Here is a 21392-nt window from a genome sequence, read left to right on the forward strand (position 1 = left end):
AGTTTTTTTTTCAAAGATGAGGTTTATAACATGAAACAATATTTTAAAAATTATTTTCGCAATTTTGATTATGGGTTGTTGTTCGTTTACATTTTGTTAATGTTATTTGGACTTGTCATGATCTACAGTTCGAGTATTTGGGTTTCTATTATGCAATATGATGCAAATCCGAACTTTTATTACAATCGGCAGCTCGTCAATATAATTTTAGCGTTAATTTTGTTTACGGTCGCTGTCATTACGCCATATAAAAGATTATCCAATAAGTCTATATTAGGTCTTTTGCTGGCAGTTATGTTTATACTAGAGTTATGGCTTTTAATAGCCGGCAATAGTGTTAATGGTTCAAGAAGTTGGATAAGCCTGTTCGGCATTATGAATTTCCAGCCGTCCGAATTTGCCAAACTCTTTATTATTATTTTCTTTGCGGGAACTTTTTACCGTAAAAGTGTGAACCGTGGTTCGATGCAGCTGTTAACATTTGATGATGTGTCGTATCCGCTGGGCATGTGGTTATTTATCGTACTTGTTGTCGGTTTTGAAACTGATTTGGGTGCACTTGTTATTATTGTAGCCATAGCACTTGTTGTTGTTATTACGAGCGGACTTAGAGGTAAGACGCTCGGCCGAATTTTTGGACTGCTCTCGGCTCTAGGGATTGTCGGAATGATCGGGATTTTAATCTTTAAATGGGACACGGTTTTTAACGCAAGCCGAAGAGGCCGTATTACTTCATTTATAGATCCTTTCAGTGATCCGCTTAATTCCGGTTATCATGTAGTCAACGGATATTATGCTATCGGAGCAGGGGGTTTGGAAGGTCGAGGGCTCGGGCAGTCGATTCAAAAGCTGGGGTATGTACCTGAACCACAAACCGATTTCATTATGGCGATCATTGCCGAAGAGTTAGGGATTTTTGGTGTATCAATTGTTATTCTTGGTTTAGGCTTTATTGTGATGCGCGGTTATTATATCGCGATGTCAACAAAAGATCCGCTTGCACGAATGTTAGCAGCGGGCATTTCTACATGGATAGGATTACAGACTTTTATTAATTTAGGTGGATTATCGGGACTTATCCCGTTAACCGGAGTAACGTTACCTTTTATTAGCTATGGCGGTACTTCTATATTATTGCTCTCAGTGGCAATGGGGATACTTATTAATGTATCCACACATCACAAATTGGAAAAAAGAAAGTAATTGGGGGTTAAGGAGAAATGAAGTCGATTCAAAAGATTTTAGTTGCAAACCGAGGCGAAATCGCCATCCGTATTTTACGCGCCTGTAATGAGTTACATATTAAAACAGTTGCAATTTATTCTCGTGAAGATAGCGGATCTTATCACCGCTATAAAGCTGACGAGGCATATATCGTAGGCGTGGGCAAAAAACCGATTGATGCTTATTTGGATATTGAAGGCATCATTAAGATTGCAAAAGAGGCCAACGTGGATGCGATTCATCCTGGTTACGGTTTTTTATCGGAAAATGTTGATTTCGCGCGCCGTTGTGAAGAAGAAGGTATTCAATTTATTGGACCGACTTCTAAGCATCTTGATATGTTTGGCGATAAAGTGAAAGCGCGTGAACAGGCAGTTTCTGCGGAAATTCCGGTTATTCCAGGTACAGACGGTCCTGTAGCAAACTTGCAGGAAGTAGAACAGTTCAGTGAAACTTACGGCTTCCCGATCATGATTAAAGCGGCTCTTGGCGGTGGCGGACGTGGAATGCGTTTAGTAAATTCCAAAGAAGAACTGCAATCAGCTTATGAGCGTGCAAAATCTGAAGCAAAAGCTGCATTCGGCTCGGACGAAGTATATGTGGAGAAGGCGATTATTAAGCCGAAGCATATTGAAGTACAAATTATCGGTGATACACACGGCAATATTGTGCATCTATATGAACGTGACTGTTCAATTCAACGACGTCATCAAAAGGTAGTGGAAATTGCACCGTCAAATTCTATTTCTGAGCAGCTCCGCAATGATATTTGTGATGCGGCTGTTAAGTTGATGAAAAATGTCGGCTATATTAATGCAGGTACTGTAGAATTTTTAGTTGCAGACAATCAGTTTTATTTCATTGAAGTAAATCCGCGTATTCAAGTTGAACACACGATTACAGAAATGATTACCGGCCTTGATATTGTGCATGCACAAATTAAAGTGGCAGAAGGGCTTGACCTTCATTCGAAAGAAGTAGGAATTCCTGCACAGGACAAAATTCCGTTGTTCGGATACGCGATTCAATCCCGAGTAACAACAGAAGACCCTGCGAATGACTTTATGCCGGATACAGGAAAACTGATGGTATACCGTTCAAGTGGCGGTTTTGGTGTTCGTCTGGACGCAGGAAATGGCTTCCAGGGCGCTGTTGTAACACCATACTATGATTCTTTGCTTGTAAAAATTTCGACATGGGGAATGACGTTTGAAGAAGCCGCGGCAAAAATGGACCGTAACTTACGTGAGTTCCGTATTCGTGGTGTAAAAACGAATATCCCGTTTTTAGGTAATGTTGTATTACATGAAAAATTCATAAAAGGCGAGTTTGATACGAGCTTTATCGATACGACACCGGAATTGTTTGAATTCCCGGAACGTAAAGACCGTGGAACAAAACTATTAAACTATATCGGAAATGTCACATTAAATGGATTCCCAGGTGTTGAAAAACGTACAAAGCCGATTTTTGTACAACCTGACAAGCCAAAAGTCGATATTCTTATTCCTTCTCCAGAAGGCACAAAGCAAATTCTTGATACGCGGGGTGCAGACGGACTTGTGAAATGGATTAAGGAGCAAGAAGATGTTTTACTGACAGACACGACATTCCGTGATGCCCATCAATCATTGCTTGCAACGCGTGTGCGTACACAGGATATGCTTGAGATTGCAGAGGAAACATCTCGTCTAATGCATGACTATTTCTCCCTTGAAATGTGGGGTGGGGCGACGTTTGATGTTGCATACCGTTTCTTAAGCGAAAATCCGTGGGACCGATTGGAAAAACTTAGAAAGAAAATTCCGAATGTTCTGTTTCAGATGTTGCTGCGCGGAGCGAATGCGGTAGGTTATACGAACTATCCGGATAATCTGATCCGTGAGTTCATTCAGGAATCCGCTTCTTCAGGTGTGGACGTTTTCCGAATTTTCGACTCGCTTAACTGGATTAAAGGAATGGAAGTAGCAATTGATGAAGTACGTAATAGCGGAAAAGTAGCGGAAGCGGCAATCTGTTACACAGGCGATATTTTAGATGATAGCCGAGCGAAATATACGGTTCAATACTACAAAGATATGGCACGTGAACTAGAGGCGACGGGTGCACATATTTTAGCGATTAAAGATATGGCGGGACTACTGAAACCACAAGCTGCATACCGACTTATTTCCGAGCTGAAAGATGCGACTAGTCTGCCAATCCACTTGCATACACATGATACGAGCGGAAACGGAATTTACTTATATGCGAAAGCAATTGAAGCGGGTGTTGATATTATCGATACAGCACTAGGTTCAATGGCTGGTTTAACATCACAGCCAAGCGCCAACTCATTGTACTATGCAATGAAAGGTTCAGAGCGTAATGTACGTGCAGATATCGATAGCCTGGAAAAATTGTCATACTACTGGGAAGATGTTCGCAAATATTATGTTGATTTCGAAAGTGGCATGAATGCACCACATTCTGAAATTTATGTACACGAAATGCCTGGCGGTCAATACAGTAACCTGCAGCAGCAAGCAAAAGCGGTCGGTTTAGGCGACCGTTGGGATGAAGTGAAGACAATGTATTCCCGTGTAAATCTAATGTTCGGTGATATTGTAAAAGTAACGCCGTCATCAAAGGTAGTAGGGGATATGGCATTATTCATGGTACAAAATGATCTAACGGAAGATAATATTGTTGAGCGTGGACAAACGATTGATTTCCCTGAATCCGTTATTGAATTTTTCCAAGGTTATTTAGGACAGCCGCATGGCGGATTCCCGGTAGAAATTCAGAAAGTTGTATTAAAGGATCGTACGCCTATTACAGTTCGTCCCGGAGAATTATTGCCGCCGGTTGATTTCGATCAGCTGACAGCAGAATTAACTGAAAAGTGTGGACGAGCACCATCTAAACAAGACGTACTGGCATATGCGCTTTACCCGAAAGTATTTGAGCAATATATTGATGCTGTGAATGCATTCGGCGATGTTTCTGTACTCGATACGCCGACATTCTTCTATGGATTGAAAATTGGCGAAGAAATTGAAGTAGAAATCGAAAAAGGAAAGACACTGATTGTAAAGCTAGTATCAATCGGTGAACCGCAGCATGACGGAACACGTATTATCTATTTTGAACTGAATGGCCAATCCCGTGAACTGGTAATTCAAGACTTAACGGTTGAAGTAGACGGCAGCATTGCACTGAAAGCCGACCCGTCCAACCCGAACCAAATCGGTGCAACAATGCCGGGTACTGTTCTAAAAGTCGTTGTTAATAAAGGAAGCACAGTAAAACGTGGCGAACATTTATTGATTACTGAAGCGATGAAAATGGAAACAACAGTCCAAGCGCCAAAAGACGGTATTGTAAAAGAAATTTATGCAAAAGCAGGAGACGCTATTTCAACAGGCGATTTGCTTATTGAATTAGAATAGGAAAAGTCTTTCTAGCTTAAAATGAAAAGCGCCGCATTTTTGAATTCAAAATTTGCGGCGCTTTATTTTATATTTACTAGACCGCCGTGAACTTTACAGTATTACAACGAAAGGGAGATTGAAGTTGCAATCTCCCTTTTCTAGTAACTATAAACCTATTTAATTTATTTTTGATCTTGAAACTAGCATGATCAAATAACATAATAAACCGAATAGAAGTGTAATTAATAACGAGTGCATTAATGAAACGAACAAATGAAGTTTTAACAGGACTACAAGCATACCGGCAATCACTTGTAAAATGACAAGCGAAAGAGCGATTGTCCAGCCCCAGAAAATAATCCGCTGATTCTTGTAGTTTCTGATAACATGGATAGCAATATAGGCAATCCAAATTACGAAGATCAACACTGCAAAACGGTGCCCCATCTGAACCCACTCATACATATTGTACGGCATCGTCATTGGCTGATCGTTACGGCAGAACGGCCAGTCCGGACAGACTAGACTAGCATCGGTATGACGTACAAGAGCCCCGGTATAAACAACTATATATGAATATAAAGTAACGCAAATAGTATGTATTTTTAATTTCCTGCTCATGTACAATTGATCGGCATCAAACTTTTTGTCGACTTCAAATACAATCAAGGTAAGCAGCAGTACAGCCGCAAATGAGATTAATGAAATCCCGAAATGTAACGCTAAAATAAAGTCACCTTGTCCCCATAAAACTTGGGCAGCCCCAATGAATGCCTGAAGAGCAAGGAAGAACAGTGCCAAAAACCCTAAAAGCTTAACTTCACGAATATGGCCTAGCGCGCGCCATGTCCAAATAACAAGAATGAGGATAAAAATGGATACAGACCCCGTTACAAGACGGTGAGAAAATTCAATTAATACTTCTGTTGTGATTTCTTTCGGTATTAATGAACCGTTGCAGTCCGGCCAGTTTCTTCCACAGCCCAAACCGCTATCGGTCTTTGTAACTAGTGCTCCACCTTGAAGGATGAGCAACATGCCAAGTGTAGACAAAACAGCAAACCATTTTAGAAATTTGTAATATTTTTGATGCATAAAATGAGCTCACCTACTTTAATTTTCGCTTCGCTACAAAGAGCGTCTCTAATTTTAGATGATAGCGAAAATATCTGAAAAATACAACCATATTCAGGATTCCATTGTAAACGCAACCATTTTTTCACAAATTGTTCATAAATTCTTCTCCTCGCATTCACAAATATTGCCAAAAAATACATTACTATATAGTTATTGATAGAGATTTCTGCATGTTTCGACAGGTTTGATGTGAAGTAGTTTGAAATTTCATGAAACGTCTAGAAATCCTATCCAAATTTAGATATAGTTATGGTAACGGAATATGCTTACAAATTTGAAAGGAGAAGTAAGTTATTGGACTCTTTTACCAAAACCCCGTCGAACTATAGATATTTTTAACACAATCATTCTTTAAGTTTTCTTGCACTTATAAAGATAGAAATCTGTACTTCACATTAATGAAGACTTAAAGAAGAAATGAAGTTTTCTAGATATTTTGCTTATTTTTCTAGCAAAATAGTATAAACTAGAATTTGGTAGTAAAATGGGGTATAAGTAAAAATGTCTCAGTAATTCTAAAATCCTACTAATTGCGTAAGCGGATTTTTGTAACCGATAGCAGTGACTGCTGTCAGCATGTGAGGACTTATAATTTTCTGAGCCAAATCATTTAAGTGAAACTTTACTCAAATATATTAGAATTTTTCCAATCGATCTGTTTTTGACTTACCTCGATTAGAAGAACAGGAGACTAATCAATATTTGAATATAAAGGGAAGCAGTGAGTAGTGGGCGGCTAAAAAATCGGGATTCTTTCCAGTACAGTCTTGCACTGTACAAGAATTCACATAGACATAACCGCAGTCATGGTTACACATGAAAATACAACAAAGAAAGAGGGGTTTATTAAGCTATGATGAAAGGGCTTAAAAAATGGCGTTTATTCTCGTTATTAACAGTAATGACAGTATTCCTTTCAGCATGTGGTGAAGAGTATATCTCGACGCTTCGTCCATCTGGTCAAGTTGGTAAAGAACAATTAAACATCTTATATTTATCCATAGCTATTATGGCATTAGTCGTTATTGTCGTATCGACAATTTATTTAGTTGCTTTCTTTAAATTCCGCCGTTCAAAAGTTGGCGAAGACCATATGCCGAAGCAAGTGGAAGGCAGCCATACTTTAGAGGTGATTTGGACAGTTATTCCAATTATTTTATTATTAGTCTTAGCTGTTCCAACGCTGCACTATACGTATAAATTTTCGAATGTTGCTGCAATGGACGAAGTAGACGAAAGCGGTAACAATACAGCACTTACAGTAAATGTTACGGCAAAGTTATACTGGTGGGAATTTGAATATCCAAACCAAGGAATTATTACAGCACAGGAACTGGTTGTTCCTACTGGGGAAAAAGTATATTTCAACTTAATCGCATCTGATGTAAAGCACTCATTCTGGATACCGGCTATTGGCGGAAAGATGGATACAAACGTTGATGGTATTAACAAATTCTATTTACAGTTTGATAGAGAATCAGCCGGTTTAAACGATGGCGAAGGCGTATTCTATGGTAAATGTGCGGAGTTATGTGGTCCTTCGCATGCATTAATGGATTTCAAAGTAAAAGCACTTGAGCCGGAAGCGTTCAACGCATGGGTTACAGCAATGCAGGCTACTGAAGGTACCACAGCAGATAAAGAGTCGTCTAATTTAGGTGAAGCGACATTTGCCAACTCTTGCTTAGGATGTCACGCAGTATCCGGAGTTGCGGGCAATGGATTAGGTCCTAACTTAACAACTTTCGGTGACCGTAACCGTGTTGCTGGTTTCATGGACCATACAGTAGAAAACACGGCAGACTGGATTTATGAACCTTCTAAATACAAACCAGGAAATACAATGCCGGATAAACTTGTGACAGAAGAAGAAGCACAAGCAATTGCTGACTATTTAATGTCATTATCAGTTGAAAAGTAATATTTACATTAGAGAGAAACATTGAAGGAGGTTAAAGGTGTGAGCTCTGTTACACAGAAAAAGGGCTTTGGAGCACATGTATGGGACTATTTGACAACGGTCGATCATAAAAAGATCGCAATCATGTATTTAGCAGCCGGTACTCTGTTCTTCGCAATTGCAGGATTTGAAGCATTACTGATGCGTATTCAATTAATGTTCCCTGAAAGTACATTCATTTCTGCAGGCCTATTTAACGAACTATTAACAATGCACGGCACAACGATGCTATTCTTAGCAGCAACACCAATAATATTTGCCTTTATGAATGCGGTCGTACCACTTCAAATTGGTGCACGTGATGTTGCATTTCCGTTCTTAAACTCATTAGGATTCTGGCTATTCTTTATTGGTGCAGTATTCCTACACCTATCATTCTTTTTAGGTGGAGCACCTGATGCAGGTTGGACTTCTTATGCATCATTATCTTTATATTCACCGGGCCATGGTATTGACTTCTATATTCTTGGTCTGCAAATCTCGGGTGCAGGTACGTTAATATCAGGTATTAACTTCATCGTAACAATCATTACGATGCGTGCACCGGGTATGACGTTCATGCGTATGCCTTTATTCACTTGGACGACTTTAGTAGCAAGTTCCCTAATTTTATTCGCATTCCCTCCACTTACTGGTGGATTGTTCTTAATGTTAGTTGACCGTATGTTTGGGGCAAACTTCTTTGATCATACAATGGGTGGTAATACAATTATTTGGGAGCACTTATTCTGGATTTTCGGTCACCCTGAAGTATACATCTTAGTACTGCCGGCATTCGGTTTATTCTCGGAAATTATTCCGGTTTTCGCTCGTAAACGTTTATTCGGATACTCATCAATGGTATTCGCTACAATTTTAATCGGTTTCTTAGGGTTCATGGTATGGGCCCACCACATGTTCACAGTTGGTTTAGGTGCTACTGCGAACGCAATTTTCGCTGTTGCTACAATGGCGATCGCTGTTCCGACAGGGATGAAAGTCTTCAACTGGATCCTTACAATTTGGGGCGGTTCGATTAAAGTAACAGTGCCGATGCTCTATGCACTTGGATTTATTCCTTCATTCGTTGCTGGTGGGGTTACAGGGGTAATGCAGGCAACTGCACCACTTGACTATCAGCTGCATGATTCTTACTTTATCGTTGCTCACTTCCACTACGTAATCGTAGGTGGTATCGTAACAGGTTTATTCGGATCAGCGCATTTCTACTGGCCAATTATGTTTAACCGTGCATTAAATCCTAAACTGGGAATGATTACTTTCTGGATGTTCTTTATCGGATTCCACTTAACGTTCTTCATCCAGCATTTCTTAGGATTAATGGGTATGCCACGTCGCGTATTTACTTACATGGAAGGTCAAGGTTGGGATTTATTCAACTTTATCTCGTCAATCGGTGCTATTATGATGGGAATCGGGGTAGTATTATTAGTAATCGATGCAATTTTATCGATTAAATCAGAACCGGTTAACCGTCGTGATTACTGGGGCGATGGTCGTTCACTTGAGTGGGCGCTTGAAACACCGTTGCCATTCTATAACTTTAAACAAACACCACTTATTCGTGGTTATGATCCTTATTGGATTGAGAAAGAAGAAGGCAACAAAGAAGGTATGGTTTATGCTGAACCATTAGGTGAAATCCATATGCCAAACAATTCAATTCTGCCGTTCATTATGTCAATCGGTATGATGATTGCCGCATTTGGTGCTTTATACAGCCCGTGGGGAGATCAAGTACAGGCTGGTACAGCTACAGGAACAACTCCTGCAATTTCTTTAGCATTGATTATTGGTGGTCTAGGATTAACAATTGCATGTATGATCGTTCGTTCGTTTAAAGATGATTTAGGATTCCACGTAACGGTTGCTGAAATTGAACAAGTAGAAGCGGATTTAGCTCACTACCGTGCAACAGGTAATAAAGGGGGTATCAAGTAATGGATATTAATCAGAAATTTACTCCACAAACTTGGCCGAAACACCCTGAACAAGCTACTATGGAAGGGAAAAACAAGTTAGTTGGACTTTGGATTTTCCTGGCATCGGATACAGTATTATTCGCGAGTGTATTTGCTACATATATCGCGCTTAAAGATAGCGGTCCGGCAGGGATGGAATTCGCGGCAAAGGATCTTTATGAATTACCGTTAGCGTTTGTAATGACAATGTTATTATTAACATCTTCATTAACTTCTGTATATGCGATGTACCATATGAGAAACTTTAACTATTCCGGTGTTCGTACTTGGATGGGGATTACAGTTTTATTAGGCTTAGGCTTCCTTGCATTGGAAATCTATGAATTCCAGCATTATGTACACATCGGGTTTGGTTATACACAATCGGCATTCTCTTCTGCGTTCTTTACGCTCGTAGGGATGCACGGTTTACACGTTATTATTGGTTTAGTCTGGATTACGGGATTAATCATCCGCAATAGTAGCCGTGGATTGAACTTATACAATGCACCGAAGTTCTTTGCAGCTTCACTTTACTGGCACTTCATTGACGTTGTATGGGTATTCATTTTCACAGTAGTCTATCTGATGGGAGTGGTTGGATAAAATGGGACACGAAACTCATGTAGAAGTACGTACTCAGGCACAATTCGAATATGACAGAGAACATGCCAAAGCGCATATGCGTAAACAAGTAGTAAACTTTGCGATCATGATTTTCCTGACTTTTATCGCATTTGCCGCTGTACTGGCTGACTTTGCTCCAACATTTATCATTCCGATTATTTTATTATTGGCTGGAGTACAAGTAGTACTGCAACTTTATGCTTTTATGCACTTGGAAGATCGCACAACACATATGGTTGGTGTAATTGAGTTCTTCATGTGGAGTGCAGCCTTCATCGCGTTCACGTTCTTCCTGGCGTTTACGACAATTATTTGGTGGGGTAATTAATTGCATAACAATCGACGTCCTTAGCAAATGCTGGGGACGTTTTTTGTTTTAAGGTATTTTTGCAAAGTGAGTTATATAGTCGCATAAAAATTTACGGCAATAAATTAAGGTGAAACGGGAGTAAAATGGAGTAGAGGGTTTCAGATTCCCGAGAGACAACAAATGTAAATTTGCGACTAAAGTAAAGCGACAGGAGCACCGAGCGGAAAATCCAATTTTATCGGGACGAGTACCGATGCCCGCAGATAGTTAAGCCCGCAATGGAAATCAACGGTCTTAATTAGATAGGAAGGTTGAATTAGCTTCATATAAATAATGTACGGTCTAACCTATATAGAAAATACATGTTTGATTCAAGCAATTGTCATAGTTCTTTCATTGATGTTGGTGAAATTGCCATTTATAATAAAGTGAAAGTACAATTAGTGGGGCTTTTCTTCATTTCCCATTAATTAGAAGAAGTACAAGCTAAAACCGTCTCGTACTGTGACAACGCTTGTGTGACCAATATCGTGTTGACCCGAACCAATTTGGCTTTTACTACCCGTTAATGCGGGATAACTACTGATGTTTAAAGGAGCATGGTCATATGCCAATAAGTATATTCGGATTTCAAGCATTATGGAGCCCATATTTATTCGGGTGTTTACTACTTGTAACGGCTTTCTATTTTTTACTGACTGTTTCATGGCGAGAAAAGTTTAACTTGAGTGAACCGTTAAAGAAGAGTGAAGCAGCTTATTTTGTACTAGGAATCATTTCTTTTTATATAATTAAAGGATCTCCAATTGATTTGCTTGGTCATATTATGTTTACGATGCATATGACGCAAATGGCATTCTTATTATTATTAGTGCCGATATTCTTTATTAAAGGAATTCCTTGGTGGGTTTGGAAAGTGGTTGTGGAAGCACCGGTTATGCGAACAATTTTTAAAATTTTTACAAAACCGCTCGTTTCTATTATCGTCTTTATTGGCTTATTTTCGGTATATCATTTACCATCTGTATTTGACACGATTAAATTAAATGAAATATACCACCTGGCTTATACAGCGATTTTGTTTACCTCTGCTATTTTTATGTACTGGCCATTATTGAATAATGTTGATGGACAGCATGAAATGAAGAATATGACGAAATTGGCGTATATTGCCTCGAATGCCGTGTTAATAACACCAGCCTGTGCGCTTATTATATTTGCTTCAAGCCCGATGTACGGTACATACAGTGATAGTGATATGTGGCTGAAGGCGATGGAATTATGTGTTCCTTCCTCTACACTATCAGGACTTACATTATCTGGTCCGGAGTTGTTCTCGAGTATGGATTTATTGAGCGACCAGCAAGTTGGCGGCGTATTGATGAAAATTATTCAGGAAATTATATTTGGCGTTATTTTATTTAAAATTTTCCGTAAGTGGTGGAATACAGAGCGCTCAAATCAGCAGGAAATTACAGATAATGCTTTAAAAGAGTTTCAAAATAGAACACAGTACTAATAAGATGTTAAAATGTGTACAAATGGAGCAATCAACCTAATAATGTTGTTCATATTGATAGATTAAGTAAGAATGGAGATTTGAAAATGAATTTACCTATATTACCCACAATAAGCACGACGTTTATTGTCCTTAGTGCAGTGCTCGTAGCAATTGGCTGGGTATTGATCGCAAAGAAAAATGTGGAAGCACATAGAAAAGTAATGTTAGCAGCTGGTGTTTCGGCATTGGCATTCTTTATCATTTATGTATCACGTACTGTGTTTATTGGTAATACGGCCTTCGGTGGACCGGATGAGCTGAAAATTTATTACACAATTTTTTTAGTTTTCCATATAACATTAGCGACAGTTGGGGCAGTATTCGGGCTGACAAGTATAATTTCAGGTCTTAAATCCAATCTGAAATTACACCGCAAAATTGGTGCGATTACAAGTATTATTTGGTTCTTCGTAGCGATTACCGGGGTTATTGTATATTCATTGCTTTATGTTATTTATGAAGGCGGCGAAACGACGTCTGTCTTTAAAGCAATTTTAGGATTTTAAATTTTAAGCTTCCTATACTTTGATATAGGGAGCTTTTTTGGCAAATAAAAAAGCTGGGTTGGGTTGCCAGCTTTTAAAGGGATTAAATACCGTATGCTGATAGCTCTCTGCGAACATCTGCCAGTACTTTTTCACACTCTTTTACAAGATGTCCCGGGAATACCTCATCTGTGTATTCAACACCGTGTGGATAATAGTATTTTCCAATTGCAGGTTTGTTGATATTTAAAGTTGCATTATGTGCACCTACATCACCTGATACTGCATTACAAAAAACACGTAAATAAAAACGACCTTCACGTACATCATAGCAGCGGTCAAATGTCATTCGGTCATAGTCCCATGCACCGTGGCACTCTAAACCGAATTTGCCCATTACTGTCGTTAAAACTTCTTGATCAACTTTAACATGTTCGAGTTGTGTGTTTTCAAAATACATTTCTTTATCCTCCCTTTGCCTATCGTACATAAGTTTACGGTCAATTCTAATAATAGAACAAAATGGTAATTGATGCAATGACAACATTGTGTCATAGTGTCCAAAATTGGTATAATTATACTACCTAAAATAATGGTGGAGGATTTTAATGAAAGTTTTATTTCGCATATTAATTATTGCAACTTGTATCGGGATTGTCGTTTATTATTCAAATGAAGAATCCTCTCAAACAGAATTATTGGAAGGCCCGCCGAGCATTACAAAACCGGTAGTCGAACCGGAACCTTCCATGCCGGATGAACAGTATCTTCCGCGACCAGCTACAGGTATTTCTACATTAATAGGAAAAACATCAAAGGAAGTATTGGAAACATACAGTACTCCGAAGCGAATCGATCCATCGGAATATGGGTATGAATGGTGGATTTATGATACAGACAATGGACTGTTAATGGTCAGTATGAAGGAAGATCGAGTAAATCAGATTTATACAAATAATAGTAAATTTGATATAGCACCGTTTGTAATCGGAGAGCCATTGGACGACATTTATCGTACGACAGTACTGGGACAGGAAATAACAGTTGAACTCGAGGAGAATATCTATATATTTGCAATGAATGAACAAGATTTGCATGATCGCATTCTAGTAAAATACGATAATCTGTATGCGCAATTATACATAGATCACGAAACGAATCAATTATACAGTGTCCGTTTTCTCGATGGGGAAACACTCGTATTACATAAGCCGTATGAAATGCAATTTATAGGGGAGCTCTTTGAAGCAAGTACACCTTCGAGCTATATGCAAATTGATATCAATTTGGCGAACCGAAGACAATTGACCGATTTGGCAAATTCCTTGCGTGTGCAATATGGATTGCCTGCTTTACTTCCTTCAGATACGCTCGCTTCCTTGGCGGATTATAATAGTGAACATATGTTTTTAGGAATGATGGATTCTCAAGTGACAGATGATGAATATAAAATTGAAGACCAGTTGAATGAAGTGCAGCAGGGGTATGAGCAGCACGGTGTCAATGTGGCAACAAATTATAAAGATACCATTGAGGTAATCCATGGCTGGATGAACTCGAAAGAACATCGAACATTGCTTACGGATGAGGAATTTACGCATATCGGTTCAGGAGCATTTATGAATTACTATACACAGCTGTATGTGAAACAAAAATAAAAATAAATTAAAAATTAAACGCTGCGATATGTAGCGTTTTTTTTTTGCCTTCATAAAGTATGGTAAGGAGTGAAACCGTGCAAATTGGAGAATTGATTAAAGATTGGCCGTGCACTATGAAGGGCTCCATTAGAGTGGAAATAAAACGAGTGGAAGACGATGCGAATCTTATTTTGCCTGGAGATGCTTTTATCGCCAGGAAGGGAAATAAGTCGAGTGGTATTTCGTATATTGATAGCGCTTTGGAGAAGGGCGCAGCAGCAATTGTAGTAGATGATGAAAATTACTTTAATGAAGCCGATTTACCTGTACCGATTATTTGGGTACCGAATTGTTTGAGTTTTATTGCTTATGCGAGTGCAAAAATTTATAATTTCCCCGCAGAAGCATTAACCGTGATTGGGGTAACAGGCACAAACGGCAAAACAACTGTTACGCATTTTATCGGACAAATTTTAAACCAGTTGGATAAGCGCACTATGGTAATCGGTACGAATGGTGTTTTTATCGACCAGGAAAAATGCTATCCGGAAATGGAAGCATTGACAACATTACAGGCGAAAAATATTCAATTTTTGTTCAAAGAAGCAATCCGTCTTGATGTACCTTACGTTGTTCTGGAAGCTTCGTCCATTGGTCTGGAAAAGCACCGTCTGGATCATTGTGATATTGATATCGGTATTTTCTTAAATGTGACAGAAGATCACATTGAAGACCATGGTAGTTTTGAACGTTACAAACTATCCAAACAGATTTTATCGACCTTGGCGAAAAAAAATATTATAAACAGTGATGACAGTGTTTGTCGTTCCATTGGTTTAGCGACAAAAGGCAAGCGTATTTTTTTCGGCAAGGGGAGCCATGTCGACTACTTTTTCCAAACGCTAGTTGACGGACCAGCATCAACGACTTGTTGTATTCAGCATAAAAAAGAGAAGCATATAGTGAACATCCCGTTAGTGGGTGACTATCAATGCAGCAACGTGCTTGCAGCGATAAGCTGTGTTGCACAGCTTGATTTTCCGTTAAGTGATATATGCAATACAATCGGAAATTTAGTATTGCCTGAAGGTCGGTTTGAGCATGTGAAAAACCAGTTAGGCTTATCGATCGTCGTCGATTATGCCCATACACCGGATGCGATGAAAATGATTTTGCAAACATTAAAAAAGCATACAAAGCGCCGGTTAATTGTAATGTTTAGCTGTGGTGGTAACCGAGACAAGGCAAAACGGCCGAAGATGGGAATGATCGCATCGATTTATGCGGATTATATTATTTTAACGACAGATAATGCGCGCAATGAAAGTCCGCAGCAGATTAATAAGCAGATTCGTGAAGGCTTTTCTTCTTCACAGGAGTATATTGAGTGTCTCAACCGAAAAGAAGCGATTGAGCATGCGCTTAATTATGCGGAAGAAGGCGATACAATCGTACTGCTAGGAAAGGGTCATGAAAAAACACAGCAAATTGGAGACAAACAAAAATACTTTTCCGATTTAGTATTTGTTCGGGAAATGGTAAGACAATTGGAAAAACGTCGGTTGAACAATCATTGATTTTCCCTTCAATTCTGTTATGATAAAGTGAGATTGGAGGAATAAACAATGCTCATGACTTCTGATTGGGTTTTTATTTTAGACGAGGTCGATGAATTAAATGCGATGATCCTTTCCTCTGAGCAAGCCGAAAACCTTCGTCTTGCGAAAAAGGCAGTCTACGAGGATGCGGAATTAAGCGCACAAATTATGGCCTTTCAACGGTTAAAAGACCAATATGAGGATGTACAACGCTTTGGCAAATATCATCCTGATTACAATATAATTATGAAAAAAATTCGAACAGAAAAGCGTCTGATCGATATGAATGAACAAATTGCGGCACTTAAAGTGGCGGAAAATGATTTTCAGGATTTACTTGATGAAATTAGCCTGCTCATTGGCCATTCCGTTTCGGAAGCTGTAAAAGTTCCGGTAAGCAATCCGTTTTTTGCAAGCAGTTCTTCTTGTGGCAGCGGATGCGGTACAGGCGGCGGTTGTTCGTGTTCAGCTTAATGTAATAAAAAAGCTCCCGAAATTTTGAACTGCACCCCATTTGTTAGACACATCTAACAAGGAGGTGCAGTTTTTCTATGACTAGAATGAGTCCAGAAGATAAACTAGCAGCGGTTCAACGATATGTAAATGGCAAGGAAAGCTCAAGAACGGTCGCTGCGGATTTTGGTATTTCACACCGGTATTTATTAACTTTAGTAAAACAATATCAAAATAACGGCGTAGAAGTGTTTGTCAGACGATATACAAATTATACAAAAGCGTTTAAACTAGACGTACTTAATTATATGACTGAACACGGTACGTCCTTACACGAAACGGCAGCGATTTTCAATATAGCAGCTAGTTCGTCGATACGGAATTGGAAAAACCAATTCGAAAGATTAGGAGAAGATGCCCTTCAGCCAAAGAAAAAGGGGCGTCTATCCATGAAAAAAGAATCGACTAAACAACCAAAACAAGCACCAGTAGAAGGTTCACCTGAAGCACTTCAAGCAGAGATCAACCGTCTACGCATGGAAAACGAGTATTTAAAAAAGTTGAATGCCTTAGTTCAAGCCAAGGAAAAATTACCAAAGAAGACAAAGTAAAGGTCATCTATGAATTAAGGCATAAATACTCGGTGAAGGCGCTTGTGGCATTCGCAGAAATCAAACGCAGCACGTATTATAATCTAGTGAAGAAGATGAATCGACCAGATCGAGACGCTGATTTAAAAGCCGATATTCAAGCGATTTACGACGAACACGAGGGTCGTTACGGCTACCGTCGTATTCGTGATGAGCTGGAGAATCGTGGGCAAAAAGTGAATCATAAAAAGGTTCAGCGCATCATGAAAGAGCTTGGATTAAAGTGTTTAGTACGCATGAAAAAATATAAATCGTATAAAGGGACGGTTGGTGAAATCGCCCCAAATATTTTAAATCGCAATTTCACTGCAGAAGCACCAAATGAAAAATGGGTAACGGATATAACGGAGTTTAAATTATTTGGCGAAAAGCTTTATTTATCGCCTGTTTTAGACTTGTTTAACGGAGAAATTATCACCTATACAATTGGCTCTAGACCTACCTATTCATTAGTTTCAGAGATGTTAGAAAAGGCGTTAGAACACTTACCAGAAGACCATCAGCTATTAATGCATTCCGATCAAGGTTGGCATTATCAAATGAAGCAATACCGCCACAAGCTCCAATCAAGAGGCATTGTACAAAGTATGTCGCGTAAAGGTAACTGTTACGATAATTCAGTCATGGAGAATTTCTTTGGCATCATGAAGTCGGAATTCCTCTACTTTAAGAAATTTGAAAGTGTAGAGCAATTTAAATTGGAACTTGATAAATATATAAATTATTACAACACGAAACGCATGAAGGCAAAATTAAAAATGAGTCCGGTGCAATACCGAACTCAATTTACCCAAGCTGCCTAAATGAAATAACCGTGTCTAACTTTTAGGGGTCACTTCAAATTTTCGGGAGCTTTTATTTGTTATTGCGTCTAGGCTAAAGCGCCAACTCCTCGCACCATTAAGCCCCTCCGTGCAAGGGTGGTAGAACGTTTACTTTTGCGTCGGGTCTTCCAATGGCTTGGGCTCACACGATGTGAGTCATTGGGGGCATGCCCCATGGATGTGGCGTTTTGCCCACTCGGAGTTATACGGGCGCTTTAGCCTTTTGATTATTGCGATACTTTTTGGATGAGTACTTCTGCGACATCCGGACGGTTTGTCACAATTCCCATTGCCCCTTGTCGGATGACACGGTTCATTGTTACGAGATCATCAATGTCGCTGTAAATTGTCGGTACATTAAGTTCCGATAAAAACTTAACAAAGCGCGGTGAATCATAATTGAAAACACCTTGTTTTAATGGAACGATGAACAAGTCTACTTTTGGGTGATACAAATGACCGAATTGACTTGTGAATGAAGTCATCGCCTTTTTAATGTCGCCTTCACCGGCACCAAGAGCGATGCGGTTTTGTGCATATAAGTTGAAGCGGTCGATTTGTTCGCTATACGGACTTGTAACGATTACTTGGTATTGAATATTCAATTCTTCGATTAAGCGCCATAGTTTAGAAGGCATTAAACTACCTTCATATGTGTCTGGGCTATCTTGAATGTTTACGATAAATAGTTTATCCGGATATGTTTCGATTAATTGGCGTAATGTCACGGCCAGTATATGCTGTTCTCTGTAAGGGAAAGCCCCTTCTAAATCTTCAAAGTTATAGCCGATATTGAGTTCTTTTAATTGTTCAAATGTAAAGTCTTTAATAAAGCCAGAGCCATTTGTTGTGCGGTCTACCGTTGCATCATGAAAAGCGATAATTTCTTCATCTTTTGAAAGGCGGACACTTACTGTAAAGCCATCCACACCGATTTCCGCTGCTCGTTCAAAAGCAAGTAACGAATGTTCAGGTGCCAGACCCGCGCCTCCATGTTGTGCGATAATAATTGGACGTTCAAATTGTAATGCTTCTTTTGATTCACGTTTTTGCGGCTTTGAAATTGCTTTTGTTCCTGCCCATGCCGCCGCACTAGCCGCCGCGATTGCTAAAGCTACTTTTGTTTTCTTACCCATTAAATTCGTCCTCCTCTAACCGTACATTGTTTCGTTGAAAGCTATGTGCAATAAATGAGTTTAAAAAGCTTAAAATAGTATGAAGTGTATATCTCACTCTACTATTTTTCATTATAACGGAAAAGAAGTGGAACTGTCTAAACTCTGTTGCTAACAATTTGCACATTTGGTATGCTTTTAGTGAAAAAGACGGCTTGAAACTGAAGGAATTTACAGGAATTTGTTGCATGATTTAGCTGAATATAAATTTTTTTATGAAGAAATGGGGAGTTTTCCATGAATGAAAGACAAGGTTTAATTATATACGTTCATCAATTAAAACATGCGAAGTCGTTAAGAAAGTATGGTCACGTAAATTTCATCTCCAGGAGATTAAAATATGTTGTGATTTATTGTAATCGAGACGAAATCGAAACATTGAAAAATAAAATACAACGCCTTCCATTTGTGAAAGACGTTGTTGAATCATACCGTCCATTTGTTAAAAATGAATTTGAAAATGCAAAGCCGGATAAAGCAAAAGAGTATGATTATAAAATAGGTTTATAATTTTTACTTATTGCATCGGTGGTATGTAACGATTTAATCTCAAAATACCAATTAAGTATTGATAATATTGATTTTTTTCCGAAAAAACAGATGAGTGTTTAATTTCAAGAATGTTTTCTTGCTGCTTAACATCTTGAATCGTTTGTTTAAATATCTCAATTCGCTTTGACAGTTTTTCCTCGCTATATGGAATCCCTTCGCGGCAAATATATATTGGCATAAATTTGCCTTCACCTGATGGTTTAAAAGCCACGGCTAATGAAGCGACTGAATTGCCATCTTGAGTTGCAGTGAAAATAAATGCGTTATGGAATCGATGCCCATTTGTTTTGACCAGTTCGCAAAGCTCATATATATCGCCATAGCCTTGACCGAGTTCGATAAACTGTTGAATCATTTTTTTAGCACATCCTTTCTTTATAATAGTAACATGATGCAGGAGGTCAGGCACTTGAAAATTGCCGTTAGTATTTTTTCATTTTTAACGATACTAATCGGAACTATACTTTTTATGCAGTTCCAAGTTTATTCGGATAAAGTGGACTCGACTGAAAAAGGCTATCGTTATTCTCAGGAAATTGAAATTGTGTACCGTGGCGAAAGCTTGGATATTCGCCAGCATTTCAAAAATTTGCCGAATGAAGAACTGACGATTGAATGGCCAAAATCTTCCATTAATCCTGATTGTTTTATAGAAAATGAACATAGCTGTGCACGTTTAAGTGAAGACACCAATAAGTTTAAAGCCGGAGAAACACGGGCACAATCGATTTCCTATGTCATTCCATTAAAGAACGGCTTACAGTCCCGTAAGCTTATGAAAAATGTCTTTGCTACATTAAAAAACGGTGATGTTCAGTTCTCAACGGTGCATATTTCCACTGAAAAAGAAGTAAAAGGGCAGTGGGTAACAGGTTTGCCGTTAATCGGTGAGCAAAAATTGTCACTCGTCAACTATTCGATGTTTAGTGGGGAAGGCCCAGTAAAAGATCTGTTTTGGCAAGATGGGGACTTTGCGCTGCAAGAAGAAGTGGGCGTTGTCTCCATTTATTCAAGAACTCCATTAAAAGCTGCATTTTATGAAAAGCTTGAAAAAGTCAACTTCTTAAGTGATGAACATCTTGCAATCATTAACGGCACTAATATAGATGGGATCGATGGATTCCGAATGCTTTTTGTGCCGAATGTAACAGTGGCGAAGGTGCAGCAAAAGGTCCTGATTACACAACTGGAAGCAGCCTATGATTTTGTTGACAGCCCGCATTGGCTGAAAGAATTAATGGCATCATTTTTGACGGATACTGTATTTGGTGGAGAGAAAACAAAAGAAGTCGCTGCAACAATTACCGCCCAATTAACGGAATCGCAACTGACGGAGTGGCGAGAACGATTACAGGCATTGGAAGGTAAAAAGATCAGTGGAGAACTGCTGGACAAGGAGCTATCTGAAGTATTGGGAGCTTCTACGAAATATATTTCAATGAACGCACAATCAGAAAAGTCCTATCCATTTTTATATAATGACCCGCGGAATCTTTACGTCAATTCGGAAAAGCAGTCTGCCGTTCAAGTTGTATTAAAAGATGGCGAAGTATTGTACGGGGCAGATATTCTGCTGGAATCGATCGGTTATGATGTAAGTATTGGAGAACATGGGTATTATGTAGTAAGTGAAACGCGTGAATTCAGATTCCCGCATGAACCTGGTTTTTATGTATTTAATCAGAGACGCTATGACACGGTATCATTACCGGTAAAACAAGTTGCGGGCCAATATTTCATTGAGGAATCGTGGTTGCAGCGTTTGTTTATAGTAGAAATTGAAAAGACGGAAGACCGAATTAATATTTCGGCTCCTTAAAAA

Annotated in this window: 18 protein-coding genes; 14 read left to right on the top strand and 4 right to left on the bottom strand. The window is 39.0% G+C overall.

Features of this window, described 5'->3' with window-relative positions:
* Positions 1–30: 30 nt before the first annotated feature.
* Positions 31–1203, top strand: coding sequence for an FtsW/RodA/SpoVE family cell cycle protein (locus AC0VXV_RS04680; protein WP_475530552.1), 1173 nt, complete (start codon positions 31–33; stop codon positions 1201–1203).
* Positions 1204–1220: 17 nt separating this feature from the next.
* Positions 1221–4655: a pyruvate carboxylase gene (pyc, locus tag AC0VXV_RS04685; protein ID WP_475530553.1), complete on the top strand. Its 3435-nt coding sequence runs from the start codon at positions 1221–1223 to the stop codon at positions 4653–4655.
* 159 nt (positions 4656–4814) lie between these two features.
* On the opposite strand, the gene AC0VXV_RS04690 is transcribed toward pyc, so the two are convergent.
* The gene (locus AC0VXV_RS04690; protein WP_475530554.1) at positions 4815–5732 is read right to left on the bottom strand and encodes a COX15/CtaA family protein; all 918 of its coding nucleotides are present in this window, start codon (positions 5730–5732) and stop codon (positions 4815–4817) included.
* An 895-nt stretch (positions 5733–6627) separates the two neighbouring features.
* Here AC0VXV_RS04690 and coxB point away from each other — a divergent pair.
* The 6 genes from coxB to AC0VXV_RS04720 all read left to right on the top strand — a co-directional run bounded on the left by coxB (position 6628) and on the right by AC0VXV_RS04720 (position 12699).
* On the top strand, positions 6628–7695 hold the full coding sequence (gene coxB / locus AC0VXV_RS04695) for a cytochrome c oxidase subunit II (RefSeq protein ID WP_475530555.1): 1068 nt from the start codon (positions 6628–6630) through the stop codon (positions 7693–7695).
* Positions 7696–7734: 39 nt separating this feature from the next.
* Positions 7735–9675, top strand: a complete 1941-nt coding sequence (locus AC0VXV_RS04700) for a cytochrome c oxidase subunit I (protein WP_475530556.1) — start codon at positions 7735–7737, stop codon at positions 9673–9675.
* Entirely contained in the window at positions 9675–10301 is a 627-nt protein-coding gene (locus tag AC0VXV_RS04705) for a cytochrome (ubi)quinol oxidase subunit III (RefSeq protein WP_079524960.1), read from the top strand. The genes AC0VXV_RS04700 and AC0VXV_RS04705 overlap by 1 nt, the downstream gene beginning before the upstream one ends.
* Position 10302: 1 nt before the next feature.
* Positions 10303–10650 carry a cytochrome C oxidase subunit IV family protein gene (locus AC0VXV_RS04710; protein ID WP_475530557.1) on the top strand — a complete coding sequence of 116 codons (348 nt, stop codon included), beginning with the start codon at positions 10303–10305 and terminating at the stop codon, positions 10648–10650.
* Between the two features lie 589 nt (positions 10651–11239).
* Complete coding sequence (gene ctaG, locus AC0VXV_RS04715; protein ID WP_475530558.1) at positions 11240–12151, top strand: cytochrome c oxidase assembly factor CtaG; 912 nt, start codon at positions 11240–11242, stop codon at positions 12149–12151.
* 86 nt (positions 12152–12237) lie between these two features.
* Entirely contained in the window at positions 12238–12699 is a 462-nt protein-coding gene (locus AC0VXV_RS04720) for a DUF420 domain-containing protein (RefSeq protein WP_079524966.1), read from the top strand.
* 82 nt (positions 12700–12781) lie between these two features.
* Here the strand turns inward: AC0VXV_RS04720 and AC0VXV_RS04725 are convergent, their stop codons facing one another.
* Positions 12782–13138, bottom strand: coding sequence for a YugN family protein (locus AC0VXV_RS04725; protein ID WP_008403436.1), 357 nt, complete (start codon positions 13136–13138; stop codon positions 12782–12784).
* A gap of 148 nt (positions 13139–13286) precedes the next feature.
* Between AC0VXV_RS04725 and AC0VXV_RS04730 the strand changes: the two genes are divergently transcribed.
* The 4 genes from AC0VXV_RS04730 to AC0VXV_RS04745 all read left to right on the top strand — a co-directional run bounded on the left by AC0VXV_RS04730 (position 13287) and on the right by AC0VXV_RS04745 (position 17822).
* A complete protein-coding gene (locus AC0VXV_RS04730; protein WP_475530559.1) occupies positions 13287–14336 on the top strand; it encodes a CAP domain-containing protein in 1050 nt (349 codons plus the stop codon).
* Between the two features lie 59 nt (positions 14337–14395).
* Positions 14396–15895 carry a UDP-N-acetylmuramoyl-L-alanyl-D-glutamate--2,6-diaminopimelate ligase gene (locus tag AC0VXV_RS04735; RefSeq protein ID WP_475530560.1) on the top strand — a complete coding sequence of 500 codons (1500 nt, stop codon included), beginning with the start codon at positions 14396–14398 and terminating at the stop codon, positions 15893–15895.
* Positions 15896–15943: 48 nt separating this feature from the next.
* On the top strand, positions 15944–16390 hold the full coding sequence (locus AC0VXV_RS04740) for a YlbF/YmcA family competence regulator (RefSeq protein ID WP_008403432.1): 447 nt from the start codon (positions 15944–15946) through the stop codon (positions 16388–16390).
* 77 nt (positions 16391–16467) lie between these two features.
* A protein-coding gene (locus tag AC0VXV_RS04745) for an IS3 family transposase (protein ID WP_475529255.1) occupies positions 16468–17822 on the top strand; the annotation gives its coding sequence in 2 pieces (ribosomal slippage) (positions 16468–16921 and positions 16921–17822; 1356 coding nt in all).
* Positions 17823–18070: 248 nt separating this feature from the next.
* On the opposite strand, the gene AC0VXV_RS04750 is transcribed toward AC0VXV_RS04745, so the two are convergent.
* Positions 18071–18979, bottom strand: a complete 909-nt coding sequence (locus AC0VXV_RS04750; protein WP_079524974.1) for a glycerophosphodiester phosphodiesterase family protein — start codon at positions 18977–18979, stop codon at positions 18071–18073.
* A gap of 276 nt (positions 18980–19255) precedes the next feature.
* On the opposite strand from AC0VXV_RS04750, the gene AC0VXV_RS04755 reads away from it, so the two are divergent.
* Complete coding sequence (locus tag AC0VXV_RS04755) at positions 19256–19528, top strand: YlbG family protein (RefSeq protein WP_008403430.1); 273 nt, start codon at positions 19256–19258, stop codon at positions 19526–19528.
* A 7-nt stretch (positions 19529–19535) separates the two neighbouring features.
* On the opposite strand, the gene AC0VXV_RS04760 is transcribed toward AC0VXV_RS04755, so the two are convergent.
* Positions 19536–19925, bottom strand: a complete 390-nt coding sequence (locus AC0VXV_RS04760) for a DUF7147 family protein (RefSeq protein WP_475530561.1) — start codon at positions 19923–19925, stop codon at positions 19536–19538.
* 54 nt (positions 19926–19979) lie between these two features.
* Between AC0VXV_RS04760 and AC0VXV_RS04765 the strand changes: the two genes are divergently transcribed.
* Positions 19980–21389 (top strand): RNA polymerase II, encoded by a 1410-nt coding sequence (locus AC0VXV_RS04765; protein WP_475530562.1) that lies wholly within the window; start codon positions 19980–19982, stop codon positions 21387–21389.
* Positions 21390–21392 lie beyond the last annotated feature (3 nt).

Source organism: Solibacillus sp. iso_87, from assembly GCF_056173085.1.